This window comes from Bacteroides sp. RTP31139st1_H2_RTP31139_211217 (genome assembly GCF_040227615.1).
Lineage (GTDB): Bacteria > Bacteroidota > Bacteroidia > Bacteroidales > Bacteroidaceae > Bacteroides > Bacteroides uniformis.
This window is the reverse complement of the sequence record NZ_JBCNZM010000051.1, coordinates 1-19,641: the sequence shown is the minus strand read 5'-3', so window position 1 is coordinate 19,641 and position 19,641 is coordinate 1. Positions and strand designations below refer to the sequence as shown.

12 protein-coding genes are annotated in these 19,641 nt (G+C 49.0%); 6 read left to right on the top strand and 6 right to left on the bottom strand.

The features are described from left to right. Nucleotides 1-95: 95 nt before the first annotated feature. From ABUA47_RS10640 to ABUA47_RS10625, 4 genes are all read left to right on the top strand, one after another. Entirely contained in the window at nucleotides 96-587 is a 492-nt protein-coding gene (locus tag ABUA47_RS10640; RefSeq protein ID WP_005835731.1) for an HU family DNA-binding protein, read from the top strand. Between the two features lie 192 nt (nucleotides 588-779). Further along, nucleotides 780-1,037 (top strand): OadG family protein, encoded by a 258-nt coding sequence (locus ABUA47_RS10635; protein ID WP_005826326.1) that lies wholly within the window; start codon nucleotides 780-782, stop codon nucleotides 1,035-1,037. A gap of 39 nt (nucleotides 1,038-1,076) precedes the next feature. Beyond that, nucleotides 1,077-2,915, top strand: coding sequence for a biotin/lipoyl-containing protein (locus ABUA47_RS10630; protein ID WP_349831600.1), 1,839 nt, complete (start codon nucleotides 1,077-1,079; stop codon nucleotides 2,913-2,915). Next, nucleotides 2,915-4,150, top strand: coding sequence for a sodium ion-translocating decarboxylase subunit beta (locus tag ABUA47_RS10625; protein WP_005826328.1), 1,236 nt, complete (start codon nucleotides 2,915-2,917; stop codon nucleotides 4,148-4,150). Before ABUA47_RS10630 ends, ABUA47_RS10625 begins: the two co-directional genes overlap by 1 nt. An 89-nt stretch (nucleotides 4,151-4,239) precedes the next feature. Here the strand turns inward: ABUA47_RS10625 and ABUA47_RS10620 are convergent, their stop codons facing one another. The 6 genes from ABUA47_RS10620 to ABUA47_RS10595 form a co-directional block, all read right to left on the bottom strand. Further along, a complete protein-coding gene (locus ABUA47_RS10620) occupies nucleotides 4,240-5,514 on the bottom strand; it encodes a TolC family protein (RefSeq protein ID WP_195433537.1) in 1,275 nt (424 codons plus the stop codon). 34 nt (nucleotides 5,515-5,548) lie between these two features. Continuing rightward, entirely contained in the window at nucleotides 5,549-8,578 is a 3,030-nt protein-coding gene (locus ABUA47_RS10615; RefSeq protein ID WP_349831599.1) for an efflux RND transporter permease subunit, read from the bottom strand. A gap of 50 nt (nucleotides 8,579-8,628) precedes the next feature. Continuing rightward, complete coding sequence (locus ABUA47_RS10610; RefSeq protein ID WP_044467721.1) at nucleotides 8,629-9,681, bottom strand: efflux RND transporter periplasmic adaptor subunit; 1,053 nt, start codon at nucleotides 9,679-9,681, stop codon at nucleotides 8,629-8,631. Nucleotides 9,682-9,857: 176 nt separating this feature from the next. Then, nucleotides 9,858-12,173: a family 65 glycosyl hydrolase domain-containing protein gene (locus ABUA47_RS10605; RefSeq protein WP_347774051.1), complete on the bottom strand. Its 2,316-nt coding sequence runs from the start codon at nucleotides 12,171-12,173 to the stop codon at nucleotides 9,858-9,860. 321 nt (nucleotides 12,174-12,494) lie between these two features. Then, complete coding sequence (locus ABUA47_RS10600) at nucleotides 12,495-13,868, bottom strand: MFS transporter (protein ID WP_035449528.1); 1,374 nt, start codon at nucleotides 13,866-13,868, stop codon at nucleotides 12,495-12,497. A gap of 19 nt (nucleotides 13,869-13,887) precedes the next feature. Next, nucleotides 13,888-14,892, bottom strand: coding sequence for a LacI family DNA-binding transcriptional regulator (locus ABUA47_RS10595; protein WP_022401549.1), 1,005 nt, complete (start codon nucleotides 14,890-14,892; stop codon nucleotides 13,888-13,890). Between the two features lie 215 nt (nucleotides 14,893-15,107). Here ABUA47_RS10595 and ABUA47_RS10590 point away from each other — a divergent pair, with 215 nt between their 5' ends. After that, the gene (locus ABUA47_RS10590) at nucleotides 15,108-16,283 is read left to right on the top strand and encodes an arabinogalactan endo-beta-1,4-galactanase (RefSeq protein ID WP_005837727.1); all 1,176 of its coding nucleotides are present in this window, start codon (nucleotides 15,108-15,110) and stop codon (nucleotides 16,281-16,283) included. Between the two features lie 28 nt (nucleotides 16,284-16,311). Next, nucleotides 16,312-18,789, top strand: a complete 2,478-nt coding sequence (locus ABUA47_RS10585) for a glycoside hydrolase family 2 TIM barrel-domain containing protein (protein WP_349831598.1) — start codon at nucleotides 16,312-16,314, stop codon at nucleotides 18,787-18,789. The last annotated feature ends 852 nt before the right edge of the window (nucleotides 18,790-19,641 follow it).

Genomic DNA, 19,641 nt, shown 5'->3' with positions numbered 1-19,641 from the left:
GAATCGTTGAGGCCTCACGATGAAAACTTCTGCTTCTCGGGTGAGACAAGAGAAACAGAATATACCTATTATTAATCATTTAAAACATTACGATTATGGCATTTTTTAAAAGAGTTCAAAAAAAAGTAAACGATTTGTGGTATCCTCAATCAGTAACCTGGGGCAAGGCGGTTACTACCCGTGAAGTGGCAGATGAACTGTCTTTCATTTCTACCGTGACCCGTGGTGACACGTATGCGGTGATGGAGAACTTGGGGCGTGTATTGAGCAATTTCATGGGGCAGGGACGTACTGTGAAGATAGACGGTATAGGCACTTTCTACTATACTGCTACCTCTACCAAAAGAGGGGTGCCGACGGCTGAGGAGGTAAGCGCTTCGCTGATAAACGGAGTACGTGTCCGTTTCCTGCCCGAAGTGGAGCGTAATAGTGGCAATCAGGTGACTACCCGCAGCATGGTGAATACAAAGATTGTTTGGAAAGAGTGGGGTAAGACTTCTACCTCCACCGGTACTACTCCCGGCGACAATACCGGTGGAACCCCCGGCGGCAACGACGGCGACCAGGGTGAGAATCCGTTGGGCTGATTCTCCTTCCTTGAAAGCAATTGATGACTGACACCGTTTTATGCTAAAAGTTTCCTGTACCGCCTCATTGGTTGTGCGGGAAGCTTTACTTTTTAGCATCTTTTATCATTCTTCTCTGCCTTTCTTTAATGGATTATCGTTAATTTCGAGCGATTTTTCGTAAATTCGGCTGAATAACTAATAATTTATAATATGGAAAACTTGAATACAGCACTTCTGCTGATGGTGGTAGGTATGGCAACAGTCTTCGCTATCCTGCTGATTGTTATTAACTTAGGAAAAGCTCTTATTGCACTGGTGAATAAATATGCGCCCGAAGAGGTGACACCGGCTAAAGCTGCGGCAAATGGTCCCGCACCTGTCCCCGGTAATATTCTGGCAGCTATCAGTGCAGCCGTAACAGTAGTGACACAAGGTAAGGGTAAAGTTGCTAAGGTAGAAAAAATCTGAAATAATAATCTTATATAAAAACACACCGAATAATTTAGTATGAAAAAGGAAATTAAGTTCAGTTTGGTATTCAGGGACATGTGGCAGAGTGCCGGAAAATATGTACCCCGTGTTGACCAACTGGTGAAAGTTGCTCCCGCCATCATTGAGATGGGTTGTTTTGCGCGCGTGGAAACCAATGGCGGAGGTTTTGAACAAGTAAATCTGCTGTTTGGGGAGAATCCGAATAAAGCCGTGCGCGAGTGGACGAAGCCGTTCCATGAAGCCGGTATCCAGACTCACATGTTGGACCGTGCCCTGAATGGCCTCCGCATGAGTCCCGTGCCCGCCGATGTGCGCAAGCTGTTCTATAAGGTAAAGAAAGCGCAGGGTACGGACATCACGCGTACTTTCTGCGGTTTGAACGATACCCGCAATATCATCCCTTCTATTGGCTATGCACACGATGCCGGAATGATTTCCCAATGCTCGCTCTGCATCACCCATTCACCCATCCATACCGTAGAATACTACACGGAGATGGCACTGAAGCTTATCAAGGCAGGTGCCGACGAAATCTGCATCAAGGATATGGCAGGTATCGGACGTCCGGTTTCTTTGGGCAAGATTGTGGCCAATATCAAGGCGGCGCATCCCGATATTCCTATCCAGTATCATAGTCATGCGGGTCCCGGTTTCAATATGGCAAGTATTCTTGAAGTGTGCGAAGCGGGTTGCGACTATATCGACGTAGGCATGGAGCCGCTTTCCTGGGGTACGGGACATGCCGACTTGCTCAGTGTGCAGGCCATGCTGAAGGATGCAGGCTTCCAGGTGCCCGAAGTCAATATGGAGGCATATATGAAGGTACGCGCACTCATCCAGGAGTTTATGGACGACTTCCTTGGCTTGTACATCAGCCCGCGCAACCGCCTGATGTACTCCCTGCTGATTGGTCCCGGACTGCCGGGTGGCATGATGGGCAGTCTGATGGCAGACTTGGAATCCAATCTGGAGTCCATCAACAAATACAAGGCAAAACGCAACCTGCCCTTCATGAAGCAGGATGAACTGCTCATCAAGTTGTTCAACGAAGTGGCATATGTTTGGCCGCGCGTGGGTTATCCCCCGTTGGTGACTCCGTTCAGCCAGTACGTCAAGAACCTTTCCATGATGAACGTCATTGCTATGGAGAAAGGCAAGGAACGCTGGGGTATGATTGCTGACGACATCTGGGATATGCTGTTGGGCAAGGCAGGTAAGCTGCCGGGTCAGCTGGCTCCCGAAATCATAGAGAAGGCCGAACGCGAAGGACGCAAGTTCTTCACCGGCAATCCGCAGGACAACTATCCCGATGCTCTGGACAAGTACCGCAAGCTGATGAAGGAGAACAAGTGGGAACTGGGCGAGGACGACGAAGAGCTCTTCGAATACGCCATGCACCCGGCTCAATACGAGGCTTACAAGAGTGGCAAGGCCAAGCAGGACTTCCTGGAGGATGTGGAGAAACGCCGTGCCGAACGTGACAAGTCTCCGCTGGACGATGCCAAACCCAAGACGCTCACTGTGCAGGTGGACGGTCAGGCTTACCGCGTGACGGTGGCATACGGTGACATCGACCTGCCCGCTTCGGCCACCGAAAAGGTGACAGCTCCCCCCGTAGGCGAAGGTCAGGACGTTCCGGCTCCGCTCGAAGGCAAGTTCTTCCTGACAAAGAATGCGCAGGAAACCCCGTTGAAAGTGGGTGACAAGGTGAAGAGTGGCGACCTCCTCTGCTATATCGAAGCTATGAAGACATACAATGCCATCCGCGCAGACTTTGATGGAACGGTTGTTGCCATCTGTGTCAATCCGGGTGACTCTGTTTCTGAAGATGATGTATTAATGAAGATAGGATAATGGAAGATATATTTGCAAAACTCTATGATATGACGGCCTTCAGTAACATCATTGCTGATCCGTCGTTCCTCGTGATGTATGCCATCGCTTTCATCCTGCTTTATTTAGGTATCAAGAAACACTATGAACCATTGTTGTTGGTACCCATCGCTTTCGGTGTGCTCATTGCCAACTTTCCCGGCGGCGAGATGGGGGTGATTCAGGCAGATGAAAACGGAATGGTCATGGTAGGCGGGGTGATGAAGAATATTTGGGAGATGCCGTTGCACGAGATTGCGCACGACCTCGGACTGATGAACTTCATTTATTATATGCTGATTAAGACCGGCTTTCTGCCGCCTGTTATCTTTATGGGTGTGGGTGCGCTGACAGACTTCGGTCCGATGCTCCGTAACTTGCGTCTCTCCATATTCGGTGCGGCTGCGCAGTTAGGTATTTTCACCGTACTGCTTTGTGCTGTGATGATAGGGTTCACTCCGCAGGAAGCAGGTGCGTTGGGCATTATCGGTGGTGCCGATGGTCCTACGGCTATCTTTACTACCATCAAGCTGGCTCCCCACCTGTTGGGACCGATTGCCATTGCTGCTTATTCTTATATGGCGCTGGTACCGGTCATCATTCCGATGGTGGTGAAGCTGTTCTGTACCAAGAAGGAATTGATGATTAACATGAAGGAGCAGGAGAAGCTGTATCCTTCGAAAACCGAGATTAAGAATCTGCGTGTATTGAAGATTATCTTCCCGATTGCAGTGACTACGATTGTTGCTTTATTTGTGCCCACAGCAGTACCTTTGATTGGTATGTTGATGTTCGGTAACTTGATTAAGGAAATCGGTTCGGATACAAGCCGCTTGTTTGATGCTGCTGCTAATAGTATCATGAATGCAGCTACCATCTTCTTAGGATTGAGCGTTGGCGCCACGATGACCAGTGAGGCATTCCTGAATTGGACGACTATCGGTATTGTGATTGGTGGTTTCCTGGCATTTGCATTGTCCATTACGGGAGGTATTTTCTTTGTGAAGCTGTTCAACCTATTCAGCAAGAAGAAGATCAATCCGCTGATTGGTGCTACCGGCCTGAGTGCCGTACCCATGGCAAGCCGTGTCTGCAATGAAATAGCAACGAAGTATGACCCGAAAAACCATGTGCTGAATTACTGTATGTCCAGTAATATCTCCGGCGTAATCGGCTCGGCTGTTGCGGCGGGTGTGCTGATTTCATTCCTGGGATAAACGGTCAGTAGGAAAAATATAAAGAAACTCCGGTATGGCTTTGTAAAGCTATGCCGGAGTTTTTTGTATGTTTTTCTTTGAGGGGCATTTCATTCACTAACCACCTTCCAATATTCAGCCATCGCCATCTTCTCCGCCAGATACGCATCAATCAGGTTGGTGTGTGCCTGCGTCCACGAGAGTTGTGCGGACAACACATCTGCCATGCTGGCTTTTCCTTCATTATAAGAGAAGGTGACAAGGCCCAGATTCTCTTCGGCGAGTATCATATTCTCCCGGGCCGTCTTGACTTGCTGTTCAGTTTCCGTCAGTTTTGTGGTGGCTGCGGAGAGCTCTTCCAGAATATTGTCCGTTACATAGCTTTGTTGCAGCTTCTGTATGCCGATATAGGCTTTCTGTTGGCGGTTTGTCTTGAAGCGGGCTCCCCAACGGAAGATGGGGATGCTGACATTGACTCCTACGACGGGAGTATGAGGTACATCCTGCCCCATATAGGTGATTCCCGTATCCCAACCGGTAGCGAGGAACATGTTGACTTGTGGGTTGTAGCGGCTGAGGGCGGCATGCCGTTGCGCTTCACTGCGGGCGATGTTCACGGAGGTACTGGCATATTCTGCCCGGCGAAGCAGCACATCATCCAGGCCCAGAGGTATGATGGAGGCAGTCGGTATATCTATTTCGGCTATGCTGTCTATGGGAGCGTCCGGTTCCGAGCCCATAAGGATATTCAGTTTTTGCAGGGCAAGGGTATGGTTTTGGCGTGCCTTGATGTACTGCAATTCGGCCTCCTTACGCCGGGTGGAAATCATCAGCAAGTCTGTGCGGCTGATGGCACCGTCATCAAAGCGGTCTTGGATGATGTCGTACTGCTGTTGTACAATATCCTGAAAGGTAGCCGCCGCTTTCAGACCGGCACGGGCGGCAGAGGCATTCCAATAGATGGCGTCACTTTGATAGTGTATCTGGTCGAGGGTCAGCTCTGTGGTAAGTTGAGCCAGTGCCTCGTCGGCTTGCGCCACTTTCTTTTGGGCTATTAGGGAACCTCCGGTATAAAGCGGCTGCGTCAAGGTGGCAAGTGCCTGATAGGTATAAGGGCGGTAGTCTCCCTTTGGACTATTCCATTGGTTCAGATGATTGAGATTGGCAGTACCCTCGGCGGTGATGTCAATCTGGGGCAGGAAACCGGTGGAGGCAATCTTGCGTGCCTCGGTACTGGCGAATGTTTTCAGATGCTGTTGTTTCAGAATCTGGCTGTATGCTTCTACCTTGTCGCGGTATTCTTCGCGGCTCAGATAGGCTTGTTGTGCCCCGGCATTCAGTCCTGAGCACAGTAATGATAGAATAAGTATATTTGTTTTCATCATTCAATTGGTAAACTGTAAATTGTTGAATGTTCTCTCACTTGATTTTATGAATGGCGCAATAAGCCACCGGCAGCACGAATAGTGTCAATGCCGAGGCTACCAGCAAACCACCCATGATGGTTGCCGCCATGCCGCCGAACATGGCGTCGAACAATAACGGCAACATTCCCAGGATAGTGGTACCCGATGCCATGGCCACCGGGACAATACGGGTGGTCGTTGCACTGATAACGGCTTCACGCGGTGCTTTTCCGGCAGCGGTTTCCGTATCAATCTGGTCCACCAGCACGATGGCATTCTTGATATTCATTCCAATCAGCCCCAGCAAGCCGAGGATGGAGAAGAAGTCGAATGATTTCCCCAATACCACCAGTCCCAGTACAATACCTATAAAGATAAGCGGCAGCATCAGCAGGATAACAATCGGCTTCCGGTAGCTGCGGAACAGAAACAGCAAGGTGACGAACATAAGGAAGAATGTCAGCGGCAGGTTAGCTGCCAGTGCGGCATTGCTTTCTGCCTGGCTTTCCTGCTCTCCGAAGTATTTCATGGTGTAACCTTCGGGCACATCAATCTCTTCTTGCACTTGCTTCCATATACGGTTGAAGGCGGCAATGGCATTCACACCGCGGCGTGGGTCGGCCTGCGCCATCATCACCATCTGCCGGTTGTAGTCTTTCACATTGGAGAACTTGTACTGGAAGTCGAACCGGCTGACGACTTGTTCCAGAGTGGTTGTTTCGCGTGCAGTGCCGAATACGGGGAGTGTACGCAAGTCGTTGATGCGGAAAGAGTCGATAGTTTTATCCTTCAACAGAACGGGAAGTACCTGGTCTCCTTCCCTGTATTCCCCAAGTGTCATGCCGTTCGTACCGATCTGGATACTCTGTGCCATGCTTTGACGGGAGATACCCAACGGTTGTGCACGCTCCTGACTGTAAACGGGATGCCATACCGGTATCTTATTGCCCCAGGAGTTGCGCACGTTGATAAGTTCGCCGTCACGGTGCATGATGTCCAGAGCCTTGTTGGTCAACATGACCAGCGTATCCGTGTTATTGCCGATGAACCCGATTTCAATGGCGGCATCTACAGCAGGAGAGAGTTTGAACAACATGGTACGGGTGATGGCATTGGGATAGTTGGCCTTCATGTAGGCATCAAGGTTCTCTTCCTGCTTCTTGGTATATTTGCTGTCCGTTACTTCCACCAGAATATTGGCGAAGTTAGGTTTGGGACCGACGGAAGTGGAGGCCAGATAGTAACGCAACGGTGTGCTGCCGAATGTGACGGATACCCGTTTCACTTCCGGCTGCTGCATCAGATGCGCTTCCACCTTTTTCATTTCGGTTTCTACTTCGCGGATGCTGTACCCGTCCGGATAGAATACATCTGCCCGAAAGTAGGGCTTGTCCAGAGAAGGGAAGAAGTTCTGGGGCATCAGTCCCATGACGATGAGGGAGAGGATGAACAGTGCTGTAATGCTTCCAAGGGTCAACGCCTTCTTGCGTATCAGTGTGCTGAGGATGGAGGCGAATTTATGGTAGAAAGGCTTGTCGTATGGGTCCTTGCTACCATCTTTAGCCTTTGCTTTCAGTATGAAGTTGCCGAATGTAGTGGTTTGTGTCAACGCCAGCACCCAACTTAATCCCAGGGAAATGGCCAGCACTACGAATAGCGGTTTCACGATTTCGGCTACGGAAGAGGGAGCCAGATACAGTGGCAGAAACGAACAGATGGCAATGAACGTTGCTCCCAGCAATCCCCATTGGGGGCCGGTGGCACCGTCTATCAGCGCTTTCCGGCGGTCGATGCCGCGGGCAATGGCAATTTGGGCATTATCTGTCACCACGATGGCATTGTCCACCAGCATTCCCATGGCTATGATGAATCCGGCGAGGGAGGTCCGGTTCAGACCTACGCCAAGAAACGACATAATGAGCAGTGTGCCTCCGATAGAGAATATAAGGGAAGAGCCAATCAGTACTCCTGCACGCATACCCATCACCAGCATGATGATTACAATCACAATCAGGATGGATTCTATCAGATTGATGATGAACCCGTTGTTGGCTTCTTTGGCAATCACGTTTTCGGGATACAGACTTTCCAGTTCCAGCCCCACGGGGATGAGGGGCATGAGGTCGGCAAGCCTCCGGTCTACCAGTTCACCGGTTTTTACCACATCCTTTGTCGGGTCGGTGGAGATGCCGATACCGATGGCGCGCTTCCCGTTGATGTGCATGATATTGCCGGGAGGTTCCATGTATCCCTTTTCAATGATGGCGATGTCGCCCAGCTTGACTTGTCCGCCGGAGGTAGTGATAACCTGGTTGCGGATATCATCGACAGTCGTGTAGGTGCCGTTGGCCACAATGCGTAACTGTTGTTCTCCGGCACTGATTTCACCCGTATTGATAATCTGGTTCTGCGATTGCAGCAGGCCGGCCAGCTGCTTGGGGTCGATACCCATTCCTGCCAGCTTGTTTACGGAGATGAATATATGGATGACCTCTGTCTGTGTACCGAAAAGGGCTACCTTCATCACACCGTCTGCCGTGATGACTTGTGTCTTGATTCGTTCCGCCCAGTTTCTCATTTCTTCATAAGAGAAACCGTCGTCACCCACCAGGCCGTAATAGATGCCGAAAACGTCTCCAAAATCATCCGAGACGGTCGGCACAGAAGAGCCTGCGGGCAGTTGGGGCTGTATGTTGAGCACTTTACGCCGCAGTTCGTCCCACTTCTGCGGAATGGATGCGGCAGAGAGTGACGGTTGCAGTTCGAAGGTTATCTTGGAGAGTCCGTACATAGACTCTGACTTTATCTTGTAGACGCCGCTCATCGACTGTATTTCTCGGGAGATGGGTTCGGTGACGAGCCGTTCCACTTCTGCCGGCTCCGCTCCCGGGTAGCGTGTCATGATGACTGCCGACTTGATGACGAAAGGTGCGTCTTCCTTCTTTCCCAACCTGCCGAATGACAGTATGCCGCCGATAAGCAGCACAGCCAGAAAGAAGTAGACTATCTTCGTGTTGTCTAATGAATATTTGGCTAGATTCATAATGAATATTTTTTAGATAAATGGGGAATGTAATGTGCCAATGTGATTAATCACATTAGTACCTTTATTGCTTCTCCTTCTGTCAGCTGGTATACTCCGGCCGTCACAACGGTTTCTCCCGGTTCCAACCCTTTAGAGATAAGCAGGTTTGCCTCTCCCGTTGGAGAATAAACGGTCACTTCGCGGCGACTGACTTTATTACCTTCCACCACCCATACATACGTTTTCCGGTTTTCACTGTCGCCAAATACGGCGCTTAACGGTACATTCATCAGCTTTTCCTCCAGAAAGGGAGCGACATCCGATGCCAGCTTTATTTTGCATGTGAATCCCGGTTTTACGTCATAACGTGTACGGTCAAAGTGCGGGTCGTCAATTGTTATTGTCACCGGAATACCCGTCCCTGCTGTGGAGATGTCAAGATACTCTTCCAGTCTGGCATCGAAAGCCTCTGCAGGGTAACTGTCGAACACCACCTTGAACTTTACGTCCTTGGCACGGAGCAGATAGAGATAATCATCCGGTACGGTGAACTTGATTCGTAGCTTCTGTGTATTTACCAGCTGTACAACCCCTTCTCCTGCATTGACACGCTGATAGTTCTCTACCAGCCGTTTTTCGATGGAACCCTCGAAAGGGGCTGTCAGCCGCGTATCCCGCATATTGTTGCCGGACAACTCGTAAGTGGATTTTGCTTTCTGATAGTTGGCTACGCTGATTTCGTATTCCTGCACGGAGATAGCCTGGCGGCCAAGCAGCCGTTTGTTACGTTCCACTTGTGCGGCAGCTGTTTCGTAGGCAGCCTTGTCGGCTGCATATTGCAGGGAGATGTCGCGTGGGTCGATGGCGGCAATCAGTTGCCCCTTTTTTACCCGCTGTCCCTCTACAACCGGGAGGCTGATGATTTGTCCGCTGACGCGGAAGGCAAGTCTCACATATTCCACGGCTTCCACTATTCCGGAGAAGTCTTTGCGGATAACCGACTGTGAACTGACTTGCGCAGTCTTCACCGGTCGGATAAGGGTATTGCTACCCTTTTGTTTTTGCCCGCACGACGTGATGAACAACGTCGTAACCAGGGCGAAAAGAAACATTTTTTTCATTGGTAAACAAGTATATAGTTATTCGTTCAGGTATATATAAAAACATAAAACCGGGAAAACAACCAAATGTTCTCCCGGTTATAGGATAAATGATGATTTAATGTGCCAATGTGCTAATATGCTAATGTGCCAATGATCTGCGGCGTGATAGCGCAGCATAAATATTGCGTAGCCAATTAGCACATTGGCATATTAATTTTCAATTCCGTCCCCCGTTCCAGCGTATATGGGTGTCCGTAGACTTGTATGTCCACTTTGCTGCCTGCTGTAAGCGAGATTTCGATTTCTTTTCTTACCCGTATGTGAAGTGTGTTTTTCAGATAATTCACCTTGAATGAATAGCTGTCCCATTTTTGCGGTATGACGGGGGAGAAACACAATGTCTCCTTCAGCACCTGCATACCTGCAAATCCGCGTACAATGGCCAGCCAGCTGCCGGGCATACTGGTTATGTGCAGACCTTGGTCCGCTTCGTTGTTGTAGTCGTCCAGGTCAAGCCGCGTGGCATGCAGGAAAAGCTGGTAAGCTTTTTCCACTTTGCCGATGCGTGCAGCCAGGATGGAATGGATGTGGGGAGAAAGGGAGGATTCGTGTACGGTCATCGGCTCATAGAACTCGAAATTGCGGCGGACGGTTTCCGTGTCGAAATAGAAATAATAGAGGTAAAGTCCGAGCAACACGTCGCTCTGCTTGATGTAGCAAGAGCGCAGAATGCGGTCCCATGACCAATGTTGGTTGATGGGGCGTTCTTCGGCAGGAATGTTATCTGTACTTTCCAGTACTTTATCCATATAGCCGTCATTTTGGATAAAAATACCCCGTTCCTTGTCTTCCGGCAGATACATGTGTTCGATGATGTCTCTCCACCGGGCACTTTCCTTCACTTGGTCGAGATTGGTGATGCGGCGTATGTGGGCATATTCATCCGGATATTGCTGTGCCACCATTTCCAGAAAACGGAGGGTCATCTTGAGGCACTGTATACAGGAATAGTTAGTGTACCAGTTGTTGTCCACATTGTTTTCGTATTCATCCGGGCCGGTAACCCCCAGTATGACATATTTCTGTTTGGGTTGGGAGAAGGATACCCGTTGGCTCCAAAAACGGCTGACGGCAATCATTACTTCCAGGCCATATTTAGCGATATAGTCCATATTGCCCGTCAGCGCTGCATGCTGAACGATGGCATAGACAATGATATTGTTACGGTGGATTTCCTCGAAGGTTATTTCCCATTCACTGTGGCATTCCTCTCCATTGTTGGTTACCTGCGGAAACAACGCTGCACCGTCCTTGAAACCCAGTTTACGGGCGTTTTCGATGGCTTTGGGAAGCTGGTTGTACCGATATGCCAGCAAGTTCTTTGCAATCTCTTTGGGAGTGGAGAGCAGAAAAAACGGTACACAACACAGTTCCGTGTTCCAATAAGTATTTCCGCCATATTTTTCTCCGGTGAATCCTTTGGGGCCGATGTTTAGGCGCGGATCATCTCCCCGGTAAGTCTGATACAGCTGGAATATGTTGTACCGGATACCTTGTTGCGCTTCCGGATCCCCTTCGATGACGACATCCGTTTCGTCCCAGATTTCCTGCCAGGCCCTTCGATGCTCTTCTACCAGCGTATTCCAGCCTATGCTCTTGGCTTCGCGTGCCTCGGCCACGGAGTGTTCCACCAATTCACTCCGTTCGTGGTAGAGAGAAGAAGCAATGGCGGTGTATTTGATGAGTGTCACGTTGTCTCCGGGTTTCACGTCGGCACCTACGCTGAAACCGGTCTGCTTTTCCTTTTCTATCCGTATGAGGTTGGCAGTGGTTTCCTTGTTGTTTTTGAAGAATTGGTAAGTCATGGCGTAGCACACTTGTGCATCTTCCCGGCGGGTCTGTGTCCAGAGATAGGCACAGCTGCTGGTAGAACCGGAACGCAGTATGTTCCATATTTTCAGGTTTGGCAGATCGGCATCGTCTACTATATTCCCGTCAAGGATGGGCACGAGTGAGATTCTGCCGGTATAGTTGATGGAAGACACGCTGTACTTGATGAGACAGAGGTTGGGTCTTGCCATATTTGTGATATGCTCTACATGGATGCGGAGCTGGTTTCCGCGAGGAGACGTCACCTCCATGTCCCGGTAGAAGATACCTTCCTTCATATCCAGGCGGCGGTTGAAGCTGTCGACATCCCAGCCTGCCAAATCGAGTTCCTCATCGATGAGGCGCAGGTTGATGCGGCTCCAGTCAGCAGCCTTGGGTATACGGGTGTAATATGGGGGAAATCCGTTTTTCCACCATCCTACGCGGGTTTTGTCCAGGAAAGTGATGCCGGCCACAAATGAACCACGGTAACTGTCACTGCTGTAAGGCTCCTCAAAATACCCCCGTTGCCCGAAACGTCCGTTTCCGAGACTGAATATACTTTCCGACATCCGTTGACGGTCGGGGTGGAATTGGTCTTCGATGATGTTCCATTCATCGGTCTTGAGGTATTTCTTCATGGCGACGTGTTTTCTGTAGTTATCGCCGTAAAGTTAAGCAATATGCGGAAATAAAGAAGAAATGGAAAGGAAAAAAACAAACGTGCGGTAGGCTTTTTTTTACCTGCTTTCTTGCCGGAGGGCTGGTAGGCTCGTCAATAACAGATGCTATGTACGGTCAGAAGAAGAGGTAACAATCATACGGTATGAAAGCATGAATCATACGATATGATTATGGTAATCATACGGTATGATTCATGTCTTTATTACAAAGATAACGGCTGTCCTTTGTACGGTGTGCCGGTCTCGGTTCTTTGTGTGTTATGTTTCGGAGGCGTGTGCTTACTTGCTTTTTTCTCCTTGGTTCTCTTTGATGAGGTATACGCAGGCGGCGCCGATTATCAGCATGATTCCTGCCAGCACAAGCATATTGATTTCAGGAGGCAGTCCTCCTTGGGGAGTAAACAAGGCAAGGATGGTGCCGCCCAAAGCAGCTGCTATAATCTGCGGGATACAGATAGTACCGTTGAAAAGTCCCAGATAAGTACCCATGTGTCCTCCGCTCAGTGCGTTGGTCAGGATGGTGAACGGCAGTGCCAGCATGGCAGCCCATGCACAACCTATCAGCAAGAAGGAAATGAAGAGCATATAAGGGTCGTGTATGAAGTAGGTGGAAATGAAACCTATACCTCCCAGAACAAGGCTGAGTGAGTAGACCCGGCGACGGTCCTTGAACATCGGTATGCAGATGGCCCAAAGCACAGAGCCGATGGCTTGCACGGCAAACAGTACGCCTACCCAGTCGGCGGCATTCTGATATTGCAGGCTCTTGGTGTCGAGTACTACTTTGGTCACACCATCTACCAGGTGCTCTACTGTAGGAGCGTCAAAAGCATTGGCAGCGATGCTGCCGTTGGTATAGGTCCACATGAACATAAAGGCAAACCAGCAGAAGAATTGTACCAGTCCGATAGTCCAGAATGCTTTCGGAGCCTTGATGAGCAGCTTCAGCATGTTGGTCTTTTCATGTTCCTCTTCTTCGGTGATGCCGTGATACTCTGCATATTCGGCAGGCGGCATCTCTTTTACTTTGACCGAAGTGTAGATGACGCAGAAGATAAGGATGGCCGCTCCGATGTAGAATGAGTAAATCACCGAGTCGGGGATTACTCCTTGGGGAGCTGTATTGCTGATGCCAATCCATGCAAAGATGAACGGGAAGAGATATCCCACCAGGCTGCCTGCATTGCAGAGAAAACTCTGGATGGAGTAGGCGAGTCCTTTTTGTTTCTCATTCACCATGTCGCCCACCATCATTTTGAAGGGTTGCATGGCCATATTGATGGAGGTGTCGAGGAACATCAGCGATACCAGTCCGAAAATCATGGCTGTACTTACTGCCATGCCGAAGCTTCCGGCATTGGGTAGCAGGCACATGACGAGTACGGCCACCAACGAACCTATAAACAGATAAGGGATGCGCCGCCCGAAGCGTGTCCAGGTCTTGTCACTGGCGGCTCCCACGATGGGTTGTACAATGATACCTGCCAACGGCGGTAATATCCAGAAATAACTCAAATTATGCGGGTCTGCACCCAAAGTGGAAAAGATACGGCTGATGTTTGCACTCTGCAAAGCATATGCAATCTGTACGCCGAAAAAACCAAAGCTGATGTTCCACAGCTTCCAGAAACTTAAATCGGGTTTTACTTTCATGATGGTTTAATATGTTTTATTATTTCGTAGTTCCTCTTATCACCAGATTGGTACGTACTATCTTGTTGTTGCTTTTCTCTTCTCCCTCCAGCTTTCCGGTCAGAATGCTGAAAGCGCTTTTACCTACTTCCTCGCCATGCTGCTCCACGGTAGTCAGCTTCGGGTCGGTGCTTTGGGCAATGGCTCCGTCGGTGAATCCGCAGATGGATACTTCATCGGGAACTTTTACGCCGACCAGTTTGCAGGCATACAGTATGCCCGAAGCTGTCTCGTCGTTGATGGCAAAGAAACCGTCAGGGCGGTTTTCGCTTTCCAGCAGGTCGGGAGTGATGGAGATGGCGCGTTCACGGGTGTCGCACAACAGAATCATGCTGTCGTCCACCGGAATTTTATACTTCTTCATGGCATCCAGGTAGCCGTTCCGGCGATTCTTGGTAATCTCTAGGTGGGGAGCCGCACCATAGAAAAGGATACGCTTGCATCCGGTCTGTATCATGTATTCCACGGCTGCAAAGGAGCCGGCATAGTCGTCCACCACCACTCGCTCGGTTTTCAGCCCCGTACATATACGGTCGTAAAAGACAATGGGAATATCGTTGTTCAGCAGCTCCTGGTAATGGTCGTATTGGGAAGTGTCCTTGGCAAGTGAAGCGATGACTCCGCAGACACGGGCGGCAAGGAAAGAATGTACAATTTTCACTTCCTGCTCGTACGATTCGCTGCTCTGCGCCACTATGATATTATATCCGGCATCCGCCGCTGCTTTCTCAATTCCGCTCAATACGCAGGAAAAGAAGTGGTGTACCAGTTGGGGGACAATGACGCCGATGGTATTGCTGCGGCTTGCGCGGAGATTTACGGCAAGTACGTTGGGCTTGTAGTTATGCTCGCGCGCATAGGCATGGACAAGGTCACGTGTTTCCTTGCTGATGTCCGGATTGTCTTTCAGCGCCCTCGACACAGTGGAGGGGGAGACATTCAGCGCCCGGGCAATATCCTTGATGGTAATCTGCGGTTTATTCATGGTATAGTTTTGAGGACAAAGATAAGGTAAACTTCCCTAATCCGATTGCAAAAATAACGTAATAAGGTAAATTGTGCTTATCCGTTGAGGTTTATCGGGTTGTAAGTTTGTGCAAACGATTGCAGATACCCGTATTTTGACAAATTAAGGTGATATATAGTTCTATATTCCCTAAATGCTTATATTTGCAGTACGCAATTAATGATGATAACGCCATGAAACACATGAAGTTTTTGACTTTCTTTTTTTGTATTGCCTTTGCAGTATTTGCATGCAGCAGCAATAATGAGACAGACCCCAATGCTGGTGGACTTCCCGATAAGGAGGAACCTCTGGCTACAGACTTTGCTAAAGGTGCCGACATCAGTTGGGTGACGGAGATGGAACATAAGGGTATGAAATTTTACAATACCTCCGGTGTGGAGACCGATTGTTTCCAGCTGATGAAGGATTTGGGCCTGAATGCGGTTCGACTCAGAGTATGGGTCGACCCCAAAGAACACGATAACTGGTGCAATACGGCCGATTTGGTGACGAAAGCCAAGCGTGCCGCAGAGCTGGGCATGGACGTAATGGTAGACTTCCATTACAGTGACTGGTGGGCCGACCCTGGACAGCAGCATAAGCCTGCTGCATGGAAAGGACTGAACTTGGCCGACTTGAAGAAAGCCGTCGCCGGTCATACTGCCGATGTACTTAATGCGCTGAAAGCGGCAGGAGTTACTCCCAAGTGGGTTCAGGTAGGTAATGAAATCCGTTCGGGGATGCTCTGGGATGAAGATGCTGCATTGAGTGGTGCGTCCTATGATGTGAGGGAATGTGATGTAAAGGGTTCCAACAGCACTTCCGAGGAAGTGAAATACCGTGAGAACTTTGCCAACCTGGCTGCTTTTATCAATGTAGGATACGATGCGGTAAAGTCCGTCTTCGACGATGCCATTGTCATCGTCCATCTGGACAATGGATATGACAACGAATTGTATACCTGGTTCTTTGATGAACTGAGAGCCAATGGCGGTAAGTGGGATATGATAGGCATGTCGCTCTATCCTTACTGGACGATGCTCGAGCACAAGGAATATACAGCTGATAGAACTATCACCGAGTGTATTGCCAATATTAATAGTGTAGCCCGGAAATACAACTGTGACGTGATGGTGGTGGAAACCGGCATGGAGTGTGCCGACGACAAAGGGAATCTGGCAAGTGCTTCCGTGCTGGCAGAAGGGAAACGCCAACTGGCACGTATCCTGAAAGAGTGCAAGGAGAATACCGGCGGACGCTGCAAGGGCGTGTTCTACTGGGAACCGGAATGCAGGCCGAACCAATATCGGCTGGGGGCATTCACTGAAGACGGCCGCCCCACTGTGATAATGGATGCTTTTAAATAATTATATTAACAAAATCTTTTAAAGAAGAATGAGAAAGACAATACTTATCTTTTCCTGCTGCGCTTTTTTTGCCTTGGCGGCAATGGCGCAGCGTACAGAAGCATTGTTGGAAAAGAACTGGAAGTTCACCAAGGGAGATGTTCCCGAAGCAACACAAACAAATTTAGACGACAGTAAGTGGGAAACAGTGACCATTCCTCATGATTGGGCCATCTTTGGTCCGTTCGACCGCAACAACGATTTGCAGGAGGTAGCGGTTACGCAAGACCTTGAAAAACAAGCTTCCGTAAAGACCGGGCGTACCGGAGGGTTGCCTTATGTGGGTGTCGGTTGGTATCGTACGGCTTTTGATGCTTCTGCAGACAAGCAGGTCACTCTGGTTTTCGATGGTGCTATGAGTGAGGCTCGGGTCTATGTCAATGGGAAAGAAGCTTGTTTCTGGCCTTTCGGGTATAACTCTTTTCATTGCGATGTTACCGGTTTGCTGAATGCCGACGGTAAAAACAATGTGCTGGCTGTCCGTCTGGAAAACAGACCCCAGTCCTCCCGTTGGTATCCGGGGGCGGGATTGTATCGCAATGTCCGCCTAGTTACTACGGAACGTGTTCATGTTCCGGTTTGGGGTACACAGCTCACCACACCGCATGTTTCTGCTGAATACGCTTCCGTGCGTCTGCGTACTACAATACGGAATGCCGGTGATGCGGATGTTCGTATTTCTACTGATATTATTGCGCCGGACGGTAAGATAGTAGCCCGTAAGGATAATAGCCGGAAAATTAATCACGGACAGCCATTTGAGCAGAATTTTCTGATAAATGCTCCGTCTCTGTGGTCCCCTGAGACACCTTATTTATATAAGGCAGTATCTAAGATTTATGTAGATGGCAAACAGACTGACGAATATACCACGCGTTTTGGTATCCGCAGCATTGAGATTATAGCTGATAAGGGATTCTTCCTGAATGGTAAGCACCGTAAATTCCAGGGGGTATGCAATCACCACGATTTGGGCCCGTTGGGTGCGGCTGTCAATGTGGCTGCTCTTCGCCGTCAGTTGACATTATTGAAGGATATGGGATGTGATGCAGTCCGTACCTCCCACAATATGCCTACACCCGAATTGGTGGAACTCTGTGACGAGATGGGCTTTATGATGATGTTGGAACCTTTCGATGAATGGGATATTGCCAAATGTGAGAATGGTTATCACCGCTATTTCAACGAATGGGCAGAAAAGGATATGGTAAACATGCTGCATCATTATCGGAACAATCCTTGTGTGGTAATGTGGAGTATAGGAAATGAGGTTCCTACCCAATGTAGTCCCGAGGGCTACAAAGTGGCTTCTTTCCTGCAGGATATTTGCCATCGCGAAGACCCTACACGCCCCGTTACTTGCGGTATGGACCAGGTAACTTGCGTGCTTGCCAACGGGTTTGCGGCAATGATTGATGTACCCGGTCTTAATTATCGGGCTCACCGTTATGTGGAGTCTTATGAGACTCTTCCACAGAATATTGTGCTCGGTTCGGAGACGGCTTCCACTGTAAGTTCTCGTGGTGTCTATAAATTTCCCGTACAGAAGGGTGCCAGTGTGATGTATGATGACCATCAGTGCTCCGGTTATGATGTGGAGTGTTGTTCCTGGTCGAATCTTCCCGATGAGGATTTTGCTTTGTCTGATGATTATGACTGGACAATCGGACAGTTCGTCTGGACGGGCTTTGATTATTTGGGTGAGCCTTCTCCTTATAGTACGGATTCCTGGCCCAGCCACAGCTCCGTTTTCGGTATCATAGACTTGGCAAGCCTCCCCAAAGACCGTTTCTATCTGTACCGCAGCCTATGGAACAAGCAGGCAAATACCTTGCATGTCCTTCCGCACTGGACGTGGCCGGGCAGGGACGGGGAGAATACTCCGGTTTTTGTTTACACCAGCTATCCCAGTGCCGAACTGTTCGTCAACGGAAAGAGTTATGGCAAACAACGGAAACTTACTGCTGATGAAAGCCGTGCTTTGGAAGGCCGGGACTCCCTTGCTTTGCAGCGTCGCTATCGCTTGATGTGGATGGATGTTCCTTATGAACCGGGCGAAGTGAAAGTGGTGGCTTATGATGCTTCCGGCAAGCCTGCAGAAGAAAAGGTGATTCGTACCGCTGGCAAGCCCCATCATCTGGAGCTGGTTGCCGACCGCACCCGCTTGTCTGCCGATGGTAAGGACCTGGCATATATCACAGTCCGTGTCGTGGATAAGGACGGTAATCTTTGTCCGGCAGACAGCCGCATGGTAAATTTCTCGGTGAAGGGTGCCGGAAAATATCGCGCTGCTGCCAATGGAGATGCTACCAGCCTCGATTTGTTCCATTTGCCCAAGATGCCGGCTTTCAGCGGTCAGCTGACGGCTATTGTGCAGAGTGGCGAGCAAGCCGGTGAGATTGTGTTTGAGGCAAGGGCTAAAGGATTGAAGTCCGGAAAGCTGGTACTTTATACTTCAGAGAAATAAATAGCACTATTTGCTTCCACTCTACCACACCTGCTCTGTACCCCTTTGTTCATCGGTGTTTGAGGTGCGGTGGAAGCAACAGAAAAAGGTGGAAGCAAATTTTGCTTCCACCTCTGTTTTTAGGGCCGACATGATGTTAACTTATTGTAATGTAATAAGTTAATATCATGTCGGCCATTTTGTTAATATCGTGTTAATGGCATATTAATATTGTGCAGACACGTTATTCATATCCTGAAAGTATGTTGCTTGGTTTATACATGCATGGCATTTCTTCAGTAAAAGCTTTGTGTTTCTTTTGTTTTGTCTTGATGTTGTGTAGTGCTTAACGGTCGTAAAGCGATTTGTTGACGGCCGTAAAGCGATCTGCCAACGGCCATCAACAAATCGCCTAACGGTCGTTAGGCGGTGAAAATCTCTGTACTTCAGCAGAATAAACATATATGTTATGTGCAAGAATGCCACATGTAGAGTGGAGAGAAGCGCTGTATTATGATATATCAAGTGATTTTTCTATCTTGTGCAACCGCATGCAATCGTTTGCACTGTTCGTTTCCCACATTTTACACTCTCTTTATACTTTACTAAAGTAATAAAGCATATTTTTGTTGCGTCATGCTTTGGGTACTTGAAAGACGTTAGAAAGCGAAAGTACGAAAATTATTTTTCGAATAATATATATAGGTAATTAATATTGTTAACTTTAATTTATTAAATGCATGAAGCAAGTTAATCTTAGAATCTGTCAAACGATTCTTACCCTAATGTTAGGGTTATTCTTGTCTGTAGGCGCTTATGCACAGAACATCACCGTGAAAGGGCATGTAAAAGATGCTTTGGGAGGAGTGATAG